Here is a 14,570-nt window from a genome sequence, read left to right as displayed (position 1 = left end):
TTCCTCCTGCCGAACGCGTGCGGGAAACCGATAGCAAATTGATCTTACTTATAGTCCATGATGGGGGCGGGTCTGTCGAGGAGCCGGGCGCAGGAGTTCGTCCACCCCGCGGCGGAGCAGCCGGACGCTGGTTCGGTCGTCCAGGCGCAGGGCGATGTTCGTGGCGTTGAGCATGCTGTCGAGCTGGACGGCGGCCAGCTCGGGGTCGATGCCGTCGAGTTCGCCTGCGGCGGTGGCCTTTTCGAGGTGGTAGCGGAGCAGGGTCAGCCATTGGTCGCGCTGGTGGACCAGGGCGTCGCGGACCGGGCCGGGGTGGGAGTCGAATTCGGCGAGGGTGGCGGTCCAGAAGCAGCCGCCGGGGAAGACCGGGCGTTCGGCGTAGCCGAGCCAGTTCTCGATGAGGGCGCGCAGGTGGGCCAGGCCGGGCGGGAGGTCGTGGGCGGGGGTGACGACCTCGTCGAGGAAGACGGCGCGGGCGGTCTCGATGGTCGCCAGTTGCAGTTGTTCCTTGGTGCGGAACAGGGTCTGGATGCCTGCCTTGCTGATGCCGAGATCGTCGGCGAGGCGGCCGAAGCTCACGCCGTCGAGTCCGTCCACCGACGCGATCTCGGCCGCGCGGCGGGTGATCGCCAGGCGGGAGCGGGCCCCGCGCAGGAGGCGGCGATCGGCGGTCCCGTCGCTCACGTGCGGGCTGGGTCCGGTTCCGGTGCGGCGGCGGCGCGGCGCGTGCCGAAGACGAACAGGGCCACCAGCAGCACGCTCAACCAGACGTAGGTGTCACCGACGAGGTGTTGCCATGGCGTCCAATCGAATTCGCGGTTGTTGTCGCCGGGCTCCCAGTTCTGCGGGCCGATGACGAAGACGGTCGCGGTCGCGGTCAGGACCGCGAACCACGGCAGCGCCGACCGCGGCGGACGCCGCGCGGCCACGCCGACACCGGCCAGCAGCGCCGGGGCGATCCACACCCAGTGATGCGACCACGAGATCGGCGAGACCAGCAGCGTGAAGATCGCGTTGAACGCCAGCATCAGCGCCGGCTCGTCGTGGGCGCGGCGCATGGCCGTCACGACCAGCGCCAGCACGATCGCCGACAACAGCAGCCACAGCGCGGTGAACGCGGGTTCGGGCACCCGGAAACGCGACAGCACGCCCTGGATCGACTGGTTGGTGTGGAAGGCCGAACCGCTCAGCCCGGAGACATTGCCCATGCCGCCGAACCAGTACCGCGCGGATTCGTGCGGCATGACCGCGAAGGCCAGCAGCGTCGCGGCGGCCCCGGTGAGCGCGGCGGTGAGCGCGGCCCGGTAGTCCTTGCGGACCAGGAAGTAGATGACGAACGCGGCCGGGGTCAGTTTGATCGCGGCCGCGATGCCGATGAGCATGCCGCGCCGCCACTTCGGGCGCGGCGCCAGGCAGTCGGCGGCCACCAGGACCATGAGCAGCAGGTTGACCTGGCCGAAGTCGAGCGTGGAGTGTACGGGTTCGAGCAGCATTCCCAACGGGATCGCGCAGGCCGTCGCCCACAGCACGAGTTCGGTGTTGCCCTGCCACATCCGCCGGGCGACCAGATAGAGCGTCACCGCGAGGGCCAGCGTCGAGACCACGAAGAACGCGATGTTCGCCGGATGCCAGGCCAGCATCGCGAACGGGCCCAGGGCCAGTGCGGCGAACGGGGGATAGATGAACGGCAGGCTGATGCCGATGGTCGTCTTGGGCAGCGAGCCGTACATGTCACCGCCGTGCCACCACGCCTGCACCCCGAGGCGATAGACCTGGAGATCGATGAATTCGCGGCTGATGGCGGTCAGCGGATAGCTGGGATGGGTCAACCAGTAGACCGCGACCACGACCAGCAGCGGCGGAATCAGCCACAGCGGACGGCGCAGAGAGCGGGCCGGGGACTTCGTCGGAGCGGGGGCGGACACACTAACCATCCAGGACGAGACTACCGGTCATCGGTACGCCGGGTATGCTCGGGCCGCAAGGCGGTCCGGTTTCGTGCGATTTTCCGGGGGAGGAGTTCGTCGGTGTTCAAGACCCGGCTGCTGTCGTCGGTCGCCGCGGCGGCGGCCGTGGTGAGCGTGCTCGCGGGTCCGGCGCACGCCGAGGGAGCGTTCGAAGAGTATGTGGCCCTCGGTGATTCGTGGGCCGCGGATTTCACGCTGAGCCAGGGCACCGCCGAGTACGCCCCGCTCGGATGCGGTCAGAGCCGCCACAACTACCCGAAGCAGATCGCGGCGACATTGCGCGTGGCGCGCTTCCAGGACGCCTCGTGCGAGGGTGCGACGACGAACGAGCTCACCGCGGCGCAGACCACGCGTGACGGCACCAACGCGCCCCAGTTCGATCGGCTCACTCCCGCAACGGATCTGGTGACCCTCGAGATCGGCGGCGACGACGCGCACCTGGCCTCGACCGTCGAGCGCTGCCTCACCGTGAATCCGCGCGCGACGCCCTGCCAGGACGCGCTCGTGGTCGACGGCGTCGATCGGATGTCGGCGAATATCGCCGCGGCCGAACCCAAGGTCGTCGACGCGATCGCCGGAATCAGGGCGCGTTCGCCGCGCGCCCGCATCCTCCTGATCGACTACTTCCGCGGCGCCCCGACCGAGGGCGGCTGTTTCCCGGTCATCCCGATCTCCGACAGCGACGCGGCCTGGCTGGGCCGCAAGCTCATCGAACTGGATCGGATGCTGGCGCGGGTCGCCTCGAGTACGGGAGTCGATTTCGTCGACACCTACTCCGGCAGCTTCGGTCACGACGCCTGCCAGCCGCCCGGAGTGCGCTGGGTGGAGGGCCTGATCCCGCTGTCCATCGACCCGCCCGGCCTCGCGGTCCCCTTCCACCCCAACCAACTCGGGGCGGACCACCAGGCCCGCACGGTGCTCGGGTACCTGTCGGGGGCGTGACCGCGGCACCCCGCGGTGCTCGAACCCGCACGAGGGAGGTGGTGCCCTACGGGGAGCTGGGGGAGTGAGACCGATTGCGCAGCAGTTCGGCGGTCGCCTCCCACAGGCGGCGTTCGCGTTCGCGGTCGGTGGCGATCGGATGTGGTTCGGCGACAACGGATTTCACGACGAAGGCGCCGTCGCGTAGGTGGGCCCAGCGGTCGTCGAGGGCGAGGGCGGCGAGGAGGGGACCCGAGCGTCGCGGGGTGGAGACGCCGGGGACGCGGGCCAGCGCGCGGCCGATCAGCTGGGCGGGCTTCGGGGTGCCGCGGCTCAGGGCGGTGCCGGGCATCCAACCCGGTTCGAAGACGGTCACATTCACGCCGTCGGGGGCGTGGCGCTGGAGTTCGTGGGCGTAGTAGAGGACGGCCAGCTTGGCGTTGGAGTAGGCGGTGCCGGAGGCGGTCGCGCTCGGGGCGGTGGTGGCCGGGCGGGCGAGGTCGACGGGGTCGGCCCAGGCGGCCGGGGGGACGTGCAGGAGTTTGCGCCAGACGTTGGCGTGGTAGGTGTTCGAGCCGAGCAGCACGATGCGGGCGGGGGCGGTGAATTCGCCGAGCAGGTCGGCGATCAGCTGGGCGTGCGCGAGATAGTTGACGGCGAAGGTCGTCTCGTAGCCGTCGGGGGTGGCCCGGCGGGTGTCGGTGGAGATGATGCCCGCGTTGGCGATCAGGGCGTGCAGCGGTCGGACGGCGCCGGTGCCGAGCAGGTCGCGGGCGGTGGCCGCGGCGGCGCGGACGTCGGCGAGATTCGCCAGATCGCAGGGGATCTCGCGGACCGTCGCGCCGCGGGCTCGGGCCTCGGCGGCGACCGCGGTCAGATCGGGTCCGGCGCGGCCGACGAGCAGCAGGTCGGGGCGTCGGTCGCGGGGACGGTCGGCCATGGCGAGGACGGTGTGGCGGCCGAGGTTGCGAGTGGGGCCGGTGATGAGGACGGTTCCGGGATCGGTCATGGAATCAGCGTGCGGCCGTGCTCGATCCGTGGGGAGTCGTCCGGTTTTCGTAGGACCGGCAGGGCCAGGACAGTCGCGGTGGGGCGTGGGCACACTGGGGGTCATGGAAGCGTGGGAGTTCGGCCGGACGCTGCGCCGGTTGCGCGACCGGGTGCCGCCCGAGGCCGTGGGGGTTCCGGTGGGTCCGCGCCGCCGCGCCAGCGGATTGCGCCGTGAGGAACTCGCCGGGCTCGCGGGCATCTCCGCCGACTATCTGACCCGGCTCGAACAGGGACGCGCGACCGCGCCGTCCGCCCAGGTGGTGCAGTCGCTGGCCCGGGCGCTGCGGGTGCCGGACGGCGATCGCGATCTGCTGTACCGGCTGGCGGGTTTGGCCGCGCCCGGCCCGGATGTGGTGCCGTCGCGGATCACCCCGAGCGTGCAGCGGCTGCTGGATCGGCTGTCGCACACGCCCGTGGTCGTGTACGACGCCGGGTGGACGCTGGTGCTGGCCAACGCGCCGTACGACGCGCTCATGGGCGATACCACGAGCTGGCGGGGGATGGAACGAAATGCCGTGTGGCGCAATGTGACTCGGATGCCGTCCCGGGTGGTGCACACGGCTCGGGAGCAGGCCGAGCACGAGGCCCGGCTCGTCGCGGATCTGCGATTGACGGCGGCGCGCTACCCCGCCGATCGGTCGTTGCGCCGATCGATCGCCGAGATGTCCTCGGGCAGTGCGCGATTCGCCGAACTGTGGGAGGCCGAGAATCCGACGCCGCCGGGTGATCCGGCGCGGCGCAAGACCATCGATCATCCGGCGGTCGGGCGGATCACCCTCGATTGCGACACGTTGATCGTCACCCAGGACGATCTGCGCGTCACCGTCTACACCGCCGAGCCCGGCACCGAGGACGCCGAGCGGCTGGAGCTCGCCATCGTCCTGGGGACTCAGGCGCTGACGCGCTGAGTGCGCAGGCCGCGTTCGATCCACCATTCGGCGATCAGGAGGCAGGTGGTCCAGCCGAGCCAGGTGCCGATTCCGGCGACGGTCTGGGTCATCAGTTTCTCGTCGCCGTGGAAGGTCGTCTCCAGTTGGGGATCGAAGATCACCACGAGGACGGCGGCCAGGACGCGATTGAGCATGATCGACAGGGTCAGGGCGAAGCTGCGGATCATCCAGCGCCTGTGTTCGGCGAAGCGGCGACGACGAGCCATGCGCCATCCCGTCGCGGTGATGGTCAGCCACAGGGCGGCGAGCATGACATTGCTGACGCGGGCCACCGGCCCGAATGGGCTGGTCGCGCCGATGACCAAACCCGCGAGTCCGGCGGGGAGGACGCCCGCGAACACGTACCAGCGGCCCAACCGCCGATGCAGTGCGGGATACCTGCGGCGAAACCACGGCCAGACCTGGAAACCGCAGCTGAGAATGGCGATCGATCCGCACACGACGTGCAGGACGAGCAGCGGGTAGTGCGGGGCGAAACCCGGATCGGGGATGCGGGAGCGCGTCCGGTCCAGGGTCAGATAGGGCGGCAGGGAGAACGCGACGAACGCGACGGTGAGGACCAACAGCGGTCCCACCCAGGGGCGTTGCCACCAGCGTCGGGTATTCGTCTGGGGCGCAGGGGGATTCGGGATTCTGGTCGGTGTCGCCATGGGTGCCATCCAGGTTCGTGGGATTCTTCTGCGTATTGCATACGCATAGGCGTATGTTATACGCAATAGCGGTGAGGAGCGAACATGAGCGATGAACTCCCTCGGGTCGCACGGCTGCTGTGGACCGGCAAGCAGCCCTCCGGTCGAGGTCCCCGGCCCGGACTGAGCCTGGAGCGCATCGTGGACGCGGCCGTCGAGATCGCGGACGGGGAGGGGATCGGCGCGCTATCGATGCAGCGGGTGGCGAGCGAGTTGGGTGCGGCGACGATGTCGCTGTATCGGCATGTGCCGGGCAAGGACGATCTCGTCGCGTTGATGCTCGACTCGACCATGTCCGTTCCGTTGAACCTGCCCTCCGGGGATTGGCGTGCGGCACTGGACCTTTGGGCCCGGAGGACGCGGGAGCTGTATCGCGATCATCCGTGGGTGCTCGGGATCGGCTCGAGCAATCGGTGGATGGGGCCGAACGAGGCGGCGTGGGCAGAGGCGCCGATGGCGGTTCTCCTGGCGTCCGGATCGCCGCCCGGCGTCGCGATCGAGGCCGTCATGTCGGTGAACGCGTTCGTCGGCGGCGTGGCGCGGCTGGAGATCGATCCGGCGCTCGGGCGGGACGTGGGCGGGCATGTGGGTCCGGTGCTCGATCCGGAGATGATCCGCCGGTCCGGGCGGGTGGAGCGGTACCCCGCCATGCTGGCCATGCTGAGCGACGCGCCGCAGGAGCCGAACGATTCGCGGTCGACGGCGGAGGCGGTTTTCGAGTTCGGGTTGGGAACGCTGCTGGACGGTATCGCCGGGCGGTTGGACGGCTGAATCGCCGGTGTCCTGGGAGGATCGACGCATGATTCTGGTTACGGGAGCGACCGGCAACGTCGGTGCGGAAGTGGTACGGGCCTTGTCCGGGGAACCGGTGCGGGCGGTGGTACGGAACCCGGAACACGCCGCGCTGCCCGCGGGCGTGGAAGTCGTTGCGGGAGACCTGAATTCACCCGACTCCCTGGATTTCTCGGGTGTCCGAGCGGCCTTCCTGCTCCCCGGATACCCCGGCGTCGCCCGCGCGGCGGCCGCCGCCGGCGTGGAACACATCGTGCTGCTCTCCGGCGTCTCCGCCGGAACCGGCGACACCTCCAACACCGTCACCCGCTACATGATGGCCTCCGAACAGGAGGTCACCGAAACCGCCACGGCCTGGACCATCCTGCGCCCCTGCGCTTTCGCGTCGAACGCCCTGCGCTGGCTACCGCAGTTGCGGGCGGGCGACGTCGTGCGAGCGCCGTTCCCGGCGGTACGCACGGCGGTGCTGGATCCCGAGGATCTCGGCGAGGTGGCGGCGACGGTCCTGCGCAACGGCGACCATCGAGGCGAAATCCTCTGGCCCACAGGCCCGCAGGCCCTCACCCCCGCCGAACAGGTCGCCGTTCTGGCAAAGGTCACCGACCGCCCCTTGGTCTGCGAGGGCCTCAGCGACGACGTGGCTCGCACGGAGATGCTGCGAGACACTCCCGTCGAATACGTCGACGCGTTCTTCGACTTCTATGTCAACGGCGCGATCGACGAGTCCATCGTGCGCCCCACCGTGACAACGATTCTGGGCCGCCCCCCGCGCACCTTCGAACAGTGGGCCGAGGCCCACGCGGACGCCTTCCGCGCCCCGCACTACTGAACGCTGGTCCCCGTCGGCGTCACGACGAGCACGACCCGATCCGGAGCATCGGCCGGTGCCTCGGTGATCGACATCTCGTAGCGCCGAGCCAGGAACAGGAAGAACTCCCCCGTGGGGTCGGGTTCGACCGCGGTGACCTCGCCGCGGACCTCGAGGTAGCGGTAGGGCTGGTCGGGGTCGTTGATGGAGAGGGAGACGCGGGGGTCGGCCTCGACATTGCGGAACTTGCGGCGGTTGCGGGTGGTGGTGAACCGAAGATGCGTCCCATCCCAGGCGAACCACATCGGATTCGTCTGCGGCGAACCATCTTTGCGAAGTGTGGAGAGATGGGCGAACAGGGGTCGGGTGAGGAGGTCCCGGTGGCTGGCGGGGATTTCGGTCGGGGTGATCTCGGGCATCGCGTCATCCTGTTCGTCGTGGTTCGGACGCCGAGGGTAACGGACGTGGGAAGACGTCGGTGAGGGCATGCCGAACCGCCGGGCCGTTGGCACGGCCCGGCGGCAGGGGTTCACGTCACGGGTGGCCGCCGCCTCCGATCAGCCAGGGGTTGGGGGAGCATTTCAGGTTGGGGAACTTGGCCGGGTCCAAAGCGTTGAGGGCGATGGAGAGGGCTCGGGGGGAGTACATCATGGTCAGGTGGTCGGAGAGGTCTATGCCGCAGTCGTCCTGGAGGGTGATGTTGTGGACCGTCGCGCCGGGGCCCGCGGTGAGGAAGGTGGAGTCGTAGGGGGTGGTGATCTCGTCGTAGCGGGTGCCTACGACGGTGTAGTTGATGCCGGAGACGGTGTCGCCGTTGGCATTCAGCTTGTTGATGAAATCCGAGCCGACGGTCTGCTGGATTCCGGAGACTCCGACGACGAGGGAAATGGGGCCGAGAACGTCGATGCCGAAATTGTTGATGGCTCGGCCGAGAGCGCCGATTCCGTCGAGCGTGGTGCCGTGATGGGTGGCGCCGTAGGTGATGAGGTTTTTGACCTTCGTGCCGCCGCCTTCGTATTTCGTGTAATAGTTCGTCATCGAACCGCCCTGCGACCAGCCGATGATGTCGACCTGCGGGGCGCCCGTGGCGGACAGGACGCGGTCGACGAAGGTCGCCAATTGCTTGGCCGAGGTCGGGATGTCGCCGGTGCCGTACGCGCCGGGCAGCAGCGAACCGGCGCCGCCCCCGTTGAGCAGGTCGGAACGGCCGTAGTTGAAGGCGAATTCGCAGAAACCCGCGTCCTTGATCGGCTTGCTCATGTACGCGAACGTGTCGTAGGCGTTGGCCCACGTGCCGTGCACCAGAACGACCGGCCGCGGATGCGCCGAGCTGGGCTTACAGCTCCAATCGTTGACCCCGGGCGGGGCGACGTCGGGATTGAGCAGCGAGTACCCGAACGCCGCCAGGAACGCCGACATCTCGGGCCCGGACCCCTTGGTGTCCGACGCCGAACTTCCCCCCGTATCGGCGACCGGCTGCTTCGACTTGTCCTTCAGCCCGCTCGCGATCTTGTCGATGAGCTGCTGTTTCTGTGCGCTGAGTGAGGACGTGCCCGCGTCCGCCGCGGGTGCGGCCGCGGCGGGCGGGGCGGCCGTGGTCGTCGTGGTCGAGCTCGGCGCGGCCGGTTCGGCGCCGGCCAGCGCGCCGGACGCGCCGACGGTGAGCGCGAATGTGCTGGCGAAGATCGCCAGACGCAGTAATTTCCGATTCTGGGTTCGCTTCATCATGCTGCCTCTTTGCAGAATTAATGATCACGGTGAAATGGTTCTCCGGCGTCTGAACGTCGAAGTGGATAAACGGTAACTCCGACCATTTCCTGTATTCGCCGAGGTGCTGAACAAGCTGAAAAATCTCACAATTCGACCCGATTGCGAGAGTGATATAACACATTGTGAATCAGACGTATATTCGATCTCGGCAATCGGTATTTCCACCAGTTCACCACGCCGGGCCACGTCCGCGACGGAACCGCCCGTGACCTAGCATGGGGTGGGTTATGGCCGATACTCGCGAGCAGCGGCGGGCTCGAAACGCCGAGGCGCCCCTCACGCTCACCACCGAACCCCCACGCAGCCTCTCCTTCGCCGATCAGACGGCGTTCTGGGTGAATCTCGGGGTCAGTCTCATCGGATTCACCGGGGCGCTGTTCGTCCTGCGGCCGGGGGACTCCCCGCAGTTGCCGGTGCTCGCCGCGATCCTGGCGACCGTGCTGGGGACGGTGATCGGGACCGCGATGGTCGCGGCCGCGGGCGCGGTGGGCGCGCGCACGGGGGCGCCCGCGATGGCGAACTTCCGGGGGCTGTTCGGAACTCGCCTGTCGTACGTGCCCACGGTCGCCAATATCGTGCAGTGCGTCGGCTGGGGCGTGTACGAGCTGACCGTCATCTCCGGTGGGGTGCGGGCATTGACGCACGGCGCGCTGCCGCGGGTCGCGGTGATCGTGGCGGCCGGGGTGCTGTGCACCGCGATGGCGGTGTGGCCGTTGTCGGTGCTGCACATCCTGCGCAAGTACGTGACCGTCGCGGTGGCGATCTCGATGCTGTATTTCACCGTGCAGTTGCTGCGGCATCCGCTGCCCCCGAGCCCGGACACCTCGTGGAGCGGATTCTTCCCGGCCGTGGATACCGCTCTGGCCGTTGCGGTTTCGTTCGTGCCGCTGGCCGCGGACTACACCCGGCACGCGCGCTCGGCGGCCGCGGCGTCGGGCGCGACGCTGCTCGGCTATTCGGTGGGCCAGATCTGGTGCTATCTGCTGGGCATCGTCGCGTTGCTCCAGGTCGGCGGCGATCCGGAGCGGATCTTCGACACCTTCCTCGGGGTGGCGGCGGGCTGGGTGTTCTTCGCCGTGCTGGTGCTGCGGGAGTCGGATCAGTCGTTCGCGAACGTCTATTCGACGGCCATGTCGTTGCAGAATCTGCTGCCGCGCGTGGATCGGCGGATCCTCGCCGGGGCGGTCGGGGCGCTGGCGACCGTGCTGGCCCTGGGGGTGCACGACTTCACCGGATTCTCCAACTTCCTGTTGCTGATCGGGTCGGTGTTCGTGCCGTTGTGCGCGGTGCTGGTGGTGGACTACTTCCTCGGCCGCGGGCGGCGGGGGTGGGATCTGTCGGAGCACGCGCCCGCGCGTCCGCTCATGGTGCTGCCGTGGGTGCTGGGTTTCGCGGTGTATCAGCTGTTCAATCCGGGATCGGTGACGTGGTGGGCCCGGTTCTGGGTGCGGGTGCAGGACGCGGTGGGGGTGCGGCCGGGCGGCTGGTCGTCGGCGTCGTTGTTCTCGTTCCTCGTCGCCGGGGCGGTCACCGGTCTCCTGGTGATGGTGGAGCGCCGGCGCGCCGGAACGCCGGGACGGTAGGGCCGGGGTGGGCCGGGACGGCGAATGGGTCTGGGGCATGGGCGCCGACCCGGTGGCCGAACCCGATTACCCGCCACTGACTCTCGACGAGATCGACGGCGCCGTCGAGATCGAGTGGCGCAGTCCCCGACCCCTGTCGACCACGGCCCGGGTACGGATGGGGAACGGGTCTCGGGTGGTGGTCAAGCGCGTGCCGGTGGCGCTGCGCGACGGCGCGGCGCTCGCGGAGGAGCACCGGTTCATGGATCATCTTCGGCGGCAAGGCATTCCGGTGCCCGAGGTGCGGTCTTGGACTCGGGACGGCTTCTCCTACGAGATGCAGACGCGCGGGGCGGGGTCGGATCCGTACCGCGGGGTGTTCTCCTGGACGCCCTATCTTTCCGTGGCGCACGCCGCCGCGTCGGGGCGGATGCTGGGCCGAATGCACACCGCCGCAGCCGGTTACGACACACCCGCCCGTCCCGTACGCCCCCTGACCCCCGCGATCTGCACCGACCCGATCGCCACGACCCGGACCTACGCCGCCGCCCGCCCGGCGCTCGCCGCGTTCCTGGCGAACAGACCCTGGCGAACCGAATTGGCTTGGCCGCCAATAGAACTCGGTGACCTGGAACCCCTCTGGACGCACAACGACTGGCACCCCACCAACCTGCTGTGGTCCGGCGACGAGATCACCGCGGTCTTCGATTTCGGCCTCGCCAACCGCACCACCGCCGTCTTCGACCTCGCCGTCGCCGTGGAACGCTTCGCCGTCGACTGGCTCGCGCTGTCCGCGGGCGGCCCCGCGCGCGTGCGCGCCGACCAGCTCGCGGCCTTCCTCGCCGCCTACCGCGAAACGCGTCCGCTCACCCCCGCCGAACGCGACGCCCTGCCGAAACTGTTCCCGCTCTGCCACGTCGCCTACGAACTCTCCGAGATCGACTACTTCCTCTCGGTCCTCCCGCACCCCAACCACGAGAACGCCGAAATCGCCTACCGCCGACACCTTTCCGACCGCCTGCGCTGGGCGGCCTCGTCCGACGGACGCGCGTTCACCCGGCGCATCGGACGACTGACCCGATGACGGCCGAATTCCGCTGACAGTTTTTGCCGACCTGGTGCATCTCGGCGGGCGAACCGGGCAATACTATGTCGCAGGCGGGTCGAGCGGGGGGCAGCTACAACGGAGGAGTAAGAGGTTGGCCAGCGCGTTGTTCCGCACCAAATCCGTAGAGCAGTCGATCAGCGACACCGACGACCCGGACTCGAGACTGCGGCGGGATCTGACCGCGGTCGACCTCACCGTCTTCGGCGTGGCCGTGGTCGTCGGCGCCGGTATCTTCACGCTCACCGCGCGCACCGCGGGAACCGTCGCCGGTCCCTCGGTCTCGCTCGCCTTCGTCTTCGCCGCCGTCGCCTGCGGGCTGGCCGCGCTGTGCTACGCCGAGTTCGCCTCGACCGTGCCGGTCGCGGGCAGCGCCTACACCTTCTCCTACGCGACCTTCGGTGAACTCGCCGCCTGGATCATCGGCTGGGACCTCATCCTCGAATTCGCCCTCTCCGCCGCGGTCGTCGCCAAGGGCTGGTCGCAGTACCTCGGCGAGGTGATGGGGTCGCGCACGCCGATCGTCCACTTCGGGTCGGTCAGCTTCGACTGGGGCGCGGTGCTGTTGCTGGCCGTGCTCGGCGTGCTGCTGGCCGTCGGCACCAAGGTGTCCTCGCGGGTCTCGGCGATCGCGGTCGCCATCAAACTCGCGGTGATCGCGCTGGTGCTCGTGGTCGGGCTGACCTACTTCAAGTCCGAGAACCTCTCGCCGTTCATCCCGCCGTCCAAGCCGGGCGAGGGCGGGTCCGGCGTGCATCAGTCGTTGTTCTCGTGGCTGACCGGCGCGGGCAACAGCACCTTCGGCTGGTACGGGCTGCTGGCCGCGGCGAGCCTGGTGTTCTTCGCGTTCATCGGCTTCGACGTCGTCGCCACCACCGCCGAGGAGACCAAGAACCCGCAGCGCAATGTGCCGCGCGGCATCATCGGCTCGCTGCTCATCGTGACCGTGCTGTACGTGGCGGTCTCGCTGGTGCTCACCGGGATGGTGCCCTACACCGAATTGTCCAGTGGCGACGCCACTCTCGCGACCGCCTTCGCGATCCACGGGGTGGACTGGGCCAAGAACATCATCTCGATCGGCGCGCTGGCCGGTCTCACCACCGTCGTCATGGTGATGTACCTCGGGCAGACCCGGGTGCTGTTCGCGATGTCGCGCGACGGGCTGTTGCCGCGCGGGCTGGCGCGCACCGGCCGCAAGGACACGCCCGTGCGTATCACCGTCATCGTCGGCGTGGTGTGCGCGGTGCTGGCGGGCTTCGTCGAATTCGGCACGCTCGAGGAGATGGTCAACATCGGCACGCTGTTCGCCTTCGTGCTGGTCTCGATCGGCGTGCTGATCCTGCGGCGGACGCGGCCGGACCTGCCGCGCGGATTCCGGGTGCCGCTGGTGCCGTTGGTGCCGATCCTGGCCGTGATCGCCTGTGTGTGGCTGATGCTGAACCTGTCGGTGGAAACCTGGCTGCGGTTCCTCGTGTGGATGGTCGTGGGGCTGGCGCTGTATTTCACCTACGGCGTACGCCATTCGGTGTTGCGCAAGCGGGAGCGGGCGGCCGGTCAGTCCGGCGCGGTCGAAACACCCTGAGGCGCGGTCTCACCCGCCGCGTGGGCGGACCGCGCCAGCGCCCGGGCGCGGTCGAGCTGTTCGAGAATCGTTTCCCACTGGGCGTATTCGCCGTCGGGCCGTCCTGCGGCGCCGTCGAGATGTAGGCGCAGCAGCGCCCGGGTGACCTCCGCCGTATAGGCCGCCGCGGCCAGCGGCGGGGGCACCCGATCGACGGCGTCGTAGACCTGGGCGACGCGGTCGGTGAGCCAGTACGCCTCGAAATGCGCTTGGGCGGCGGGATTCTCGTCGCGCAGCGCGACGCCGCTCGGTCCCGCGGCGCCCGCGCGGTCGGACAGGCCGCCCAGATCCGGCGCCTCGCTGAGCGCGCGGCGGAGTTCCGCGCCGAGCGTGCGGTACAGCAGACCCGCGAGCATGGCATGTTCGACACCCGCGGTGTCGGTGCCCGCCAGCTCTCGGCCCCACACCTGCTCGGCAACCTCGTCGACCTCGGCGCCCAGGATCGCCAGTGCCGCCCTCAACTGCCCTATCGTCGCCATAGGTGCTCGTTTCTCTGCCGTGGTGTGACAGGTGGACAGGACGGACGACCGTCTTGTCGATTGATAGGCTACCTTCTGGCAAACGTTTTTGCCCGCCGAACGTGCACGGTGTCGTGCCCGTCCTGCTGAACCGGTCGACTGTCCATATCCTGGCGGTATGAGCGTGCGGACCGACGAGACGGCCGGCCGCCTGCCGCGCGGCAGGCATCGGCTCAGTCGCGCGGAGGTGGAGTCGTCGCAGCATCGGCGATTGTGCGGGGCGGCACTGGACGTGGTGGGGGAGTTCGGCTACGCGGCCACCACCGTCGGCGATATCGTCGCGCGGGCCCGGGTGGCCCGGCGGACGTTCTACGCCATGTTCGCCGGTAAGGACGAATGTTTCGCCGCCGCATACGATTTCGGCGTCGAGCGAGCGCTGGATCGGGTGACGGCGGCGATCGGCCGCTGGCACGACAGCGATTTCGGCGTCCGGGTGCGGATCTCCTTCGAGACCTATCTCGACGTGCTGGCCGCCGCACCCGCCGTCACCCGGGCGTTGTACGTGGAGGCGCTGGTGGCCGGCGGGCCGTTGGTCGAGCATCGGGCGCGGGTGCATCGGCTGTTCGCCGACTACCTCACCGAGGTCGCCGGGGCGGCCGTGCGGCACGGGGAACTGGCCGCGCTGCCCGATCCCCGGATGGTCGACATGCTGCTGGGCGGTATCGATGACCGCATCCGCGCGTGCCTGAATCATGAAGGGGCGCAGGCGTTGCCGAGTCTGGCCCCGTTGTTCACCGACGCGGCCCTCAGGCTGTGCGACGCGACGGTGCGGGGCCGCGACGGCTTGCTCTGACATCGATGACAAGGTTTAGCGTCG

15 protein-coding genes are annotated in these 14,570 nt (G+C 69.1%); 8 read left to right on the top strand and 7 right to left on the bottom strand.

Annotation, left to right across the window (positions count from 1 at the left end; all coding sequences use genetic code 11):
• Positions 1-48: 48 nt before the first annotated feature.
• A complete protein-coding gene (locus tag ACWDSJ_RS33020; RefSeq protein WP_450036594.1) occupies positions 49-684 on the bottom strand; it encodes a TetR/AcrR family transcriptional regulator in 636 nt (211 codons plus the stop codon).
• On the bottom strand, positions 681-1,934 hold the full coding sequence (locus tag ACWDSJ_RS33015; RefSeq protein ID WP_450036592.1) for a glycosyltransferase 87 family protein: 1,254 nt from the start codon (positions 1,932-1,934) through the stop codon (positions 681-683). Before ACWDSJ_RS33015 ends, ACWDSJ_RS33020 begins: the two co-directional genes overlap by 4 nt.
• A gap of 93 nt (positions 1,935-2,027) precedes the next feature.
• Here ACWDSJ_RS33015 and ACWDSJ_RS33010 point away from each other — a divergent pair, with 93 nt between their 5' ends.
• Positions 2,028-2,909 (top strand): SGNH/GDSL hydrolase family protein, encoded by an 882-nt coding sequence (locus ACWDSJ_RS33010; protein WP_450036591.1) that lies wholly within the window; start codon positions 2,028-2,030, stop codon positions 2,907-2,909.
• Between the two features lie 46 nt (positions 2,910-2,955).
• On the opposite strand, the gene ACWDSJ_RS33005 is transcribed toward ACWDSJ_RS33010, so the two are convergent.
• Complete coding sequence (locus ACWDSJ_RS33005; protein ID WP_450036589.1) at positions 2,956-3,897, bottom strand: SDR family NAD(P)-dependent oxidoreductase; 942 nt, start codon at positions 3,895-3,897, stop codon at positions 2,956-2,958.
• A gap of 103 nt (positions 3,898-4,000) precedes the next feature.
• Between ACWDSJ_RS33005 and ACWDSJ_RS33000 the strand changes: the two genes are divergently transcribed.
• Positions 4,001-4,846, top strand: a complete 846-nt coding sequence (locus ACWDSJ_RS33000) for a helix-turn-helix transcriptional regulator (RefSeq protein ID WP_450036588.1) — start codon at positions 4,001-4,003, stop codon at positions 4,844-4,846.
• On the opposite strand, the gene ACWDSJ_RS32995 is transcribed toward ACWDSJ_RS33000, so the two are convergent.
• Entirely contained in the window at positions 4,828-5,463 is a 636-nt protein-coding gene (locus ACWDSJ_RS32995; RefSeq protein ID WP_450036586.1) for a DUF2306 domain-containing protein, read from the bottom strand. The genes ACWDSJ_RS33000 and ACWDSJ_RS32995 overlap by 19 nt on opposite strands.
• A gap of 159 nt (positions 5,464-5,622) precedes the next feature.
• Here ACWDSJ_RS32995 and ACWDSJ_RS32990 point away from each other — a divergent pair, with 159 nt between their 5' ends.
• Both ACWDSJ_RS32990 and ACWDSJ_RS32985 read left to right on the top strand, forming a co-directional pair.
• Complete coding sequence (locus ACWDSJ_RS32990) at positions 5,623-6,348, top strand: TetR/AcrR family transcriptional regulator (RefSeq protein WP_450036584.1); 726 nt, start codon at positions 5,623-5,625, stop codon at positions 6,346-6,348.
• Between the two features lie 28 nt (positions 6,349-6,376).
• Complete coding sequence (locus tag ACWDSJ_RS32985; RefSeq protein ID WP_450036582.1) at positions 6,377-7,198, top strand: NAD(P)H-binding protein; 822 nt, start codon at positions 6,377-6,379, stop codon at positions 7,196-7,198.
• On the opposite strand, the gene ACWDSJ_RS32980 is transcribed toward ACWDSJ_RS32985, so the two are convergent.
• Together ACWDSJ_RS32980 and ACWDSJ_RS32975 are read right to left on the bottom strand one after the other, a co-directional pair.
• A complete protein-coding gene (locus ACWDSJ_RS32980) occupies positions 7,192-7,596 on the bottom strand; it encodes a PPOX class F420-dependent oxidoreductase (protein WP_450036580.1) in 405 nt (134 codons plus the stop codon). The two genes, ACWDSJ_RS32985 and ACWDSJ_RS32980, sit on opposite strands and share 7 nt — an antisense overlap.
• A 115-nt stretch (positions 7,597-7,711) precedes the next feature.
• A complete protein-coding gene (locus ACWDSJ_RS32975) occupies positions 7,712-8,902 on the bottom strand; it encodes an esterase/lipase family protein (RefSeq protein WP_450036662.1) in 1,191 nt (396 codons plus the stop codon).
• Between the two features lie 272 nt (positions 8,903-9,174).
• On the opposite strand from ACWDSJ_RS32975, the gene ACWDSJ_RS32970 reads away from it, so the two are divergent.
• From ACWDSJ_RS32970 to ACWDSJ_RS32960, 3 genes are all read left to right on the top strand, one after another.
• A complete protein-coding gene (locus ACWDSJ_RS32970; RefSeq protein WP_450036578.1) occupies positions 9,175-10,530 on the top strand; it encodes a purine-cytosine permease family protein in 1,356 nt (451 codons plus the stop codon).
• 7 nt (positions 10,531-10,537) lie between these two features.
• Complete coding sequence (locus ACWDSJ_RS32965) at positions 10,538-11,593, top strand: phosphotransferase enzyme family protein (protein ID WP_450036576.1); 1,056 nt, start codon at positions 10,538-10,540, stop codon at positions 11,591-11,593.
• A 115-nt stretch (positions 11,594-11,708) separates the two neighbouring features.
• Positions 11,709-13,196, top strand: coding sequence for an amino acid permease (locus ACWDSJ_RS32960; RefSeq protein ID WP_450036575.1), 1,488 nt, complete (start codon positions 11,709-11,711; stop codon positions 13,194-13,196).
• On the opposite strand, the gene ACWDSJ_RS32955 is transcribed toward ACWDSJ_RS32960, so the two are convergent.
• Positions 13,169-13,696, bottom strand: a complete 528-nt coding sequence (locus ACWDSJ_RS32955) for a hypothetical protein (protein WP_450036573.1) — start codon at positions 13,694-13,696, stop codon at positions 13,169-13,171. The genes ACWDSJ_RS32960 and ACWDSJ_RS32955 overlap by 28 nt on opposite strands.
• A gap of 175 nt (positions 13,697-13,871) precedes the next feature.
• On the opposite strand from ACWDSJ_RS32955, the gene ACWDSJ_RS32950 reads away from it, so the two are divergent.
• A complete protein-coding gene (locus ACWDSJ_RS32950; RefSeq protein ID WP_387363222.1) occupies positions 13,872-14,546 on the top strand; it encodes a TetR/AcrR family transcriptional regulator in 675 nt (224 codons plus the stop codon).
• Positions 14,547-14,570: the final 24 nt, after the last annotated feature.

The sequence above is a fragment of the Nocardia sp. NPDC003482 genome (genome assembly GCF_053588115.1).
Note: the sequence above shows the minus strand (reverse complement) of the source record. Positions and strands in the feature narration are given on the sequence as shown.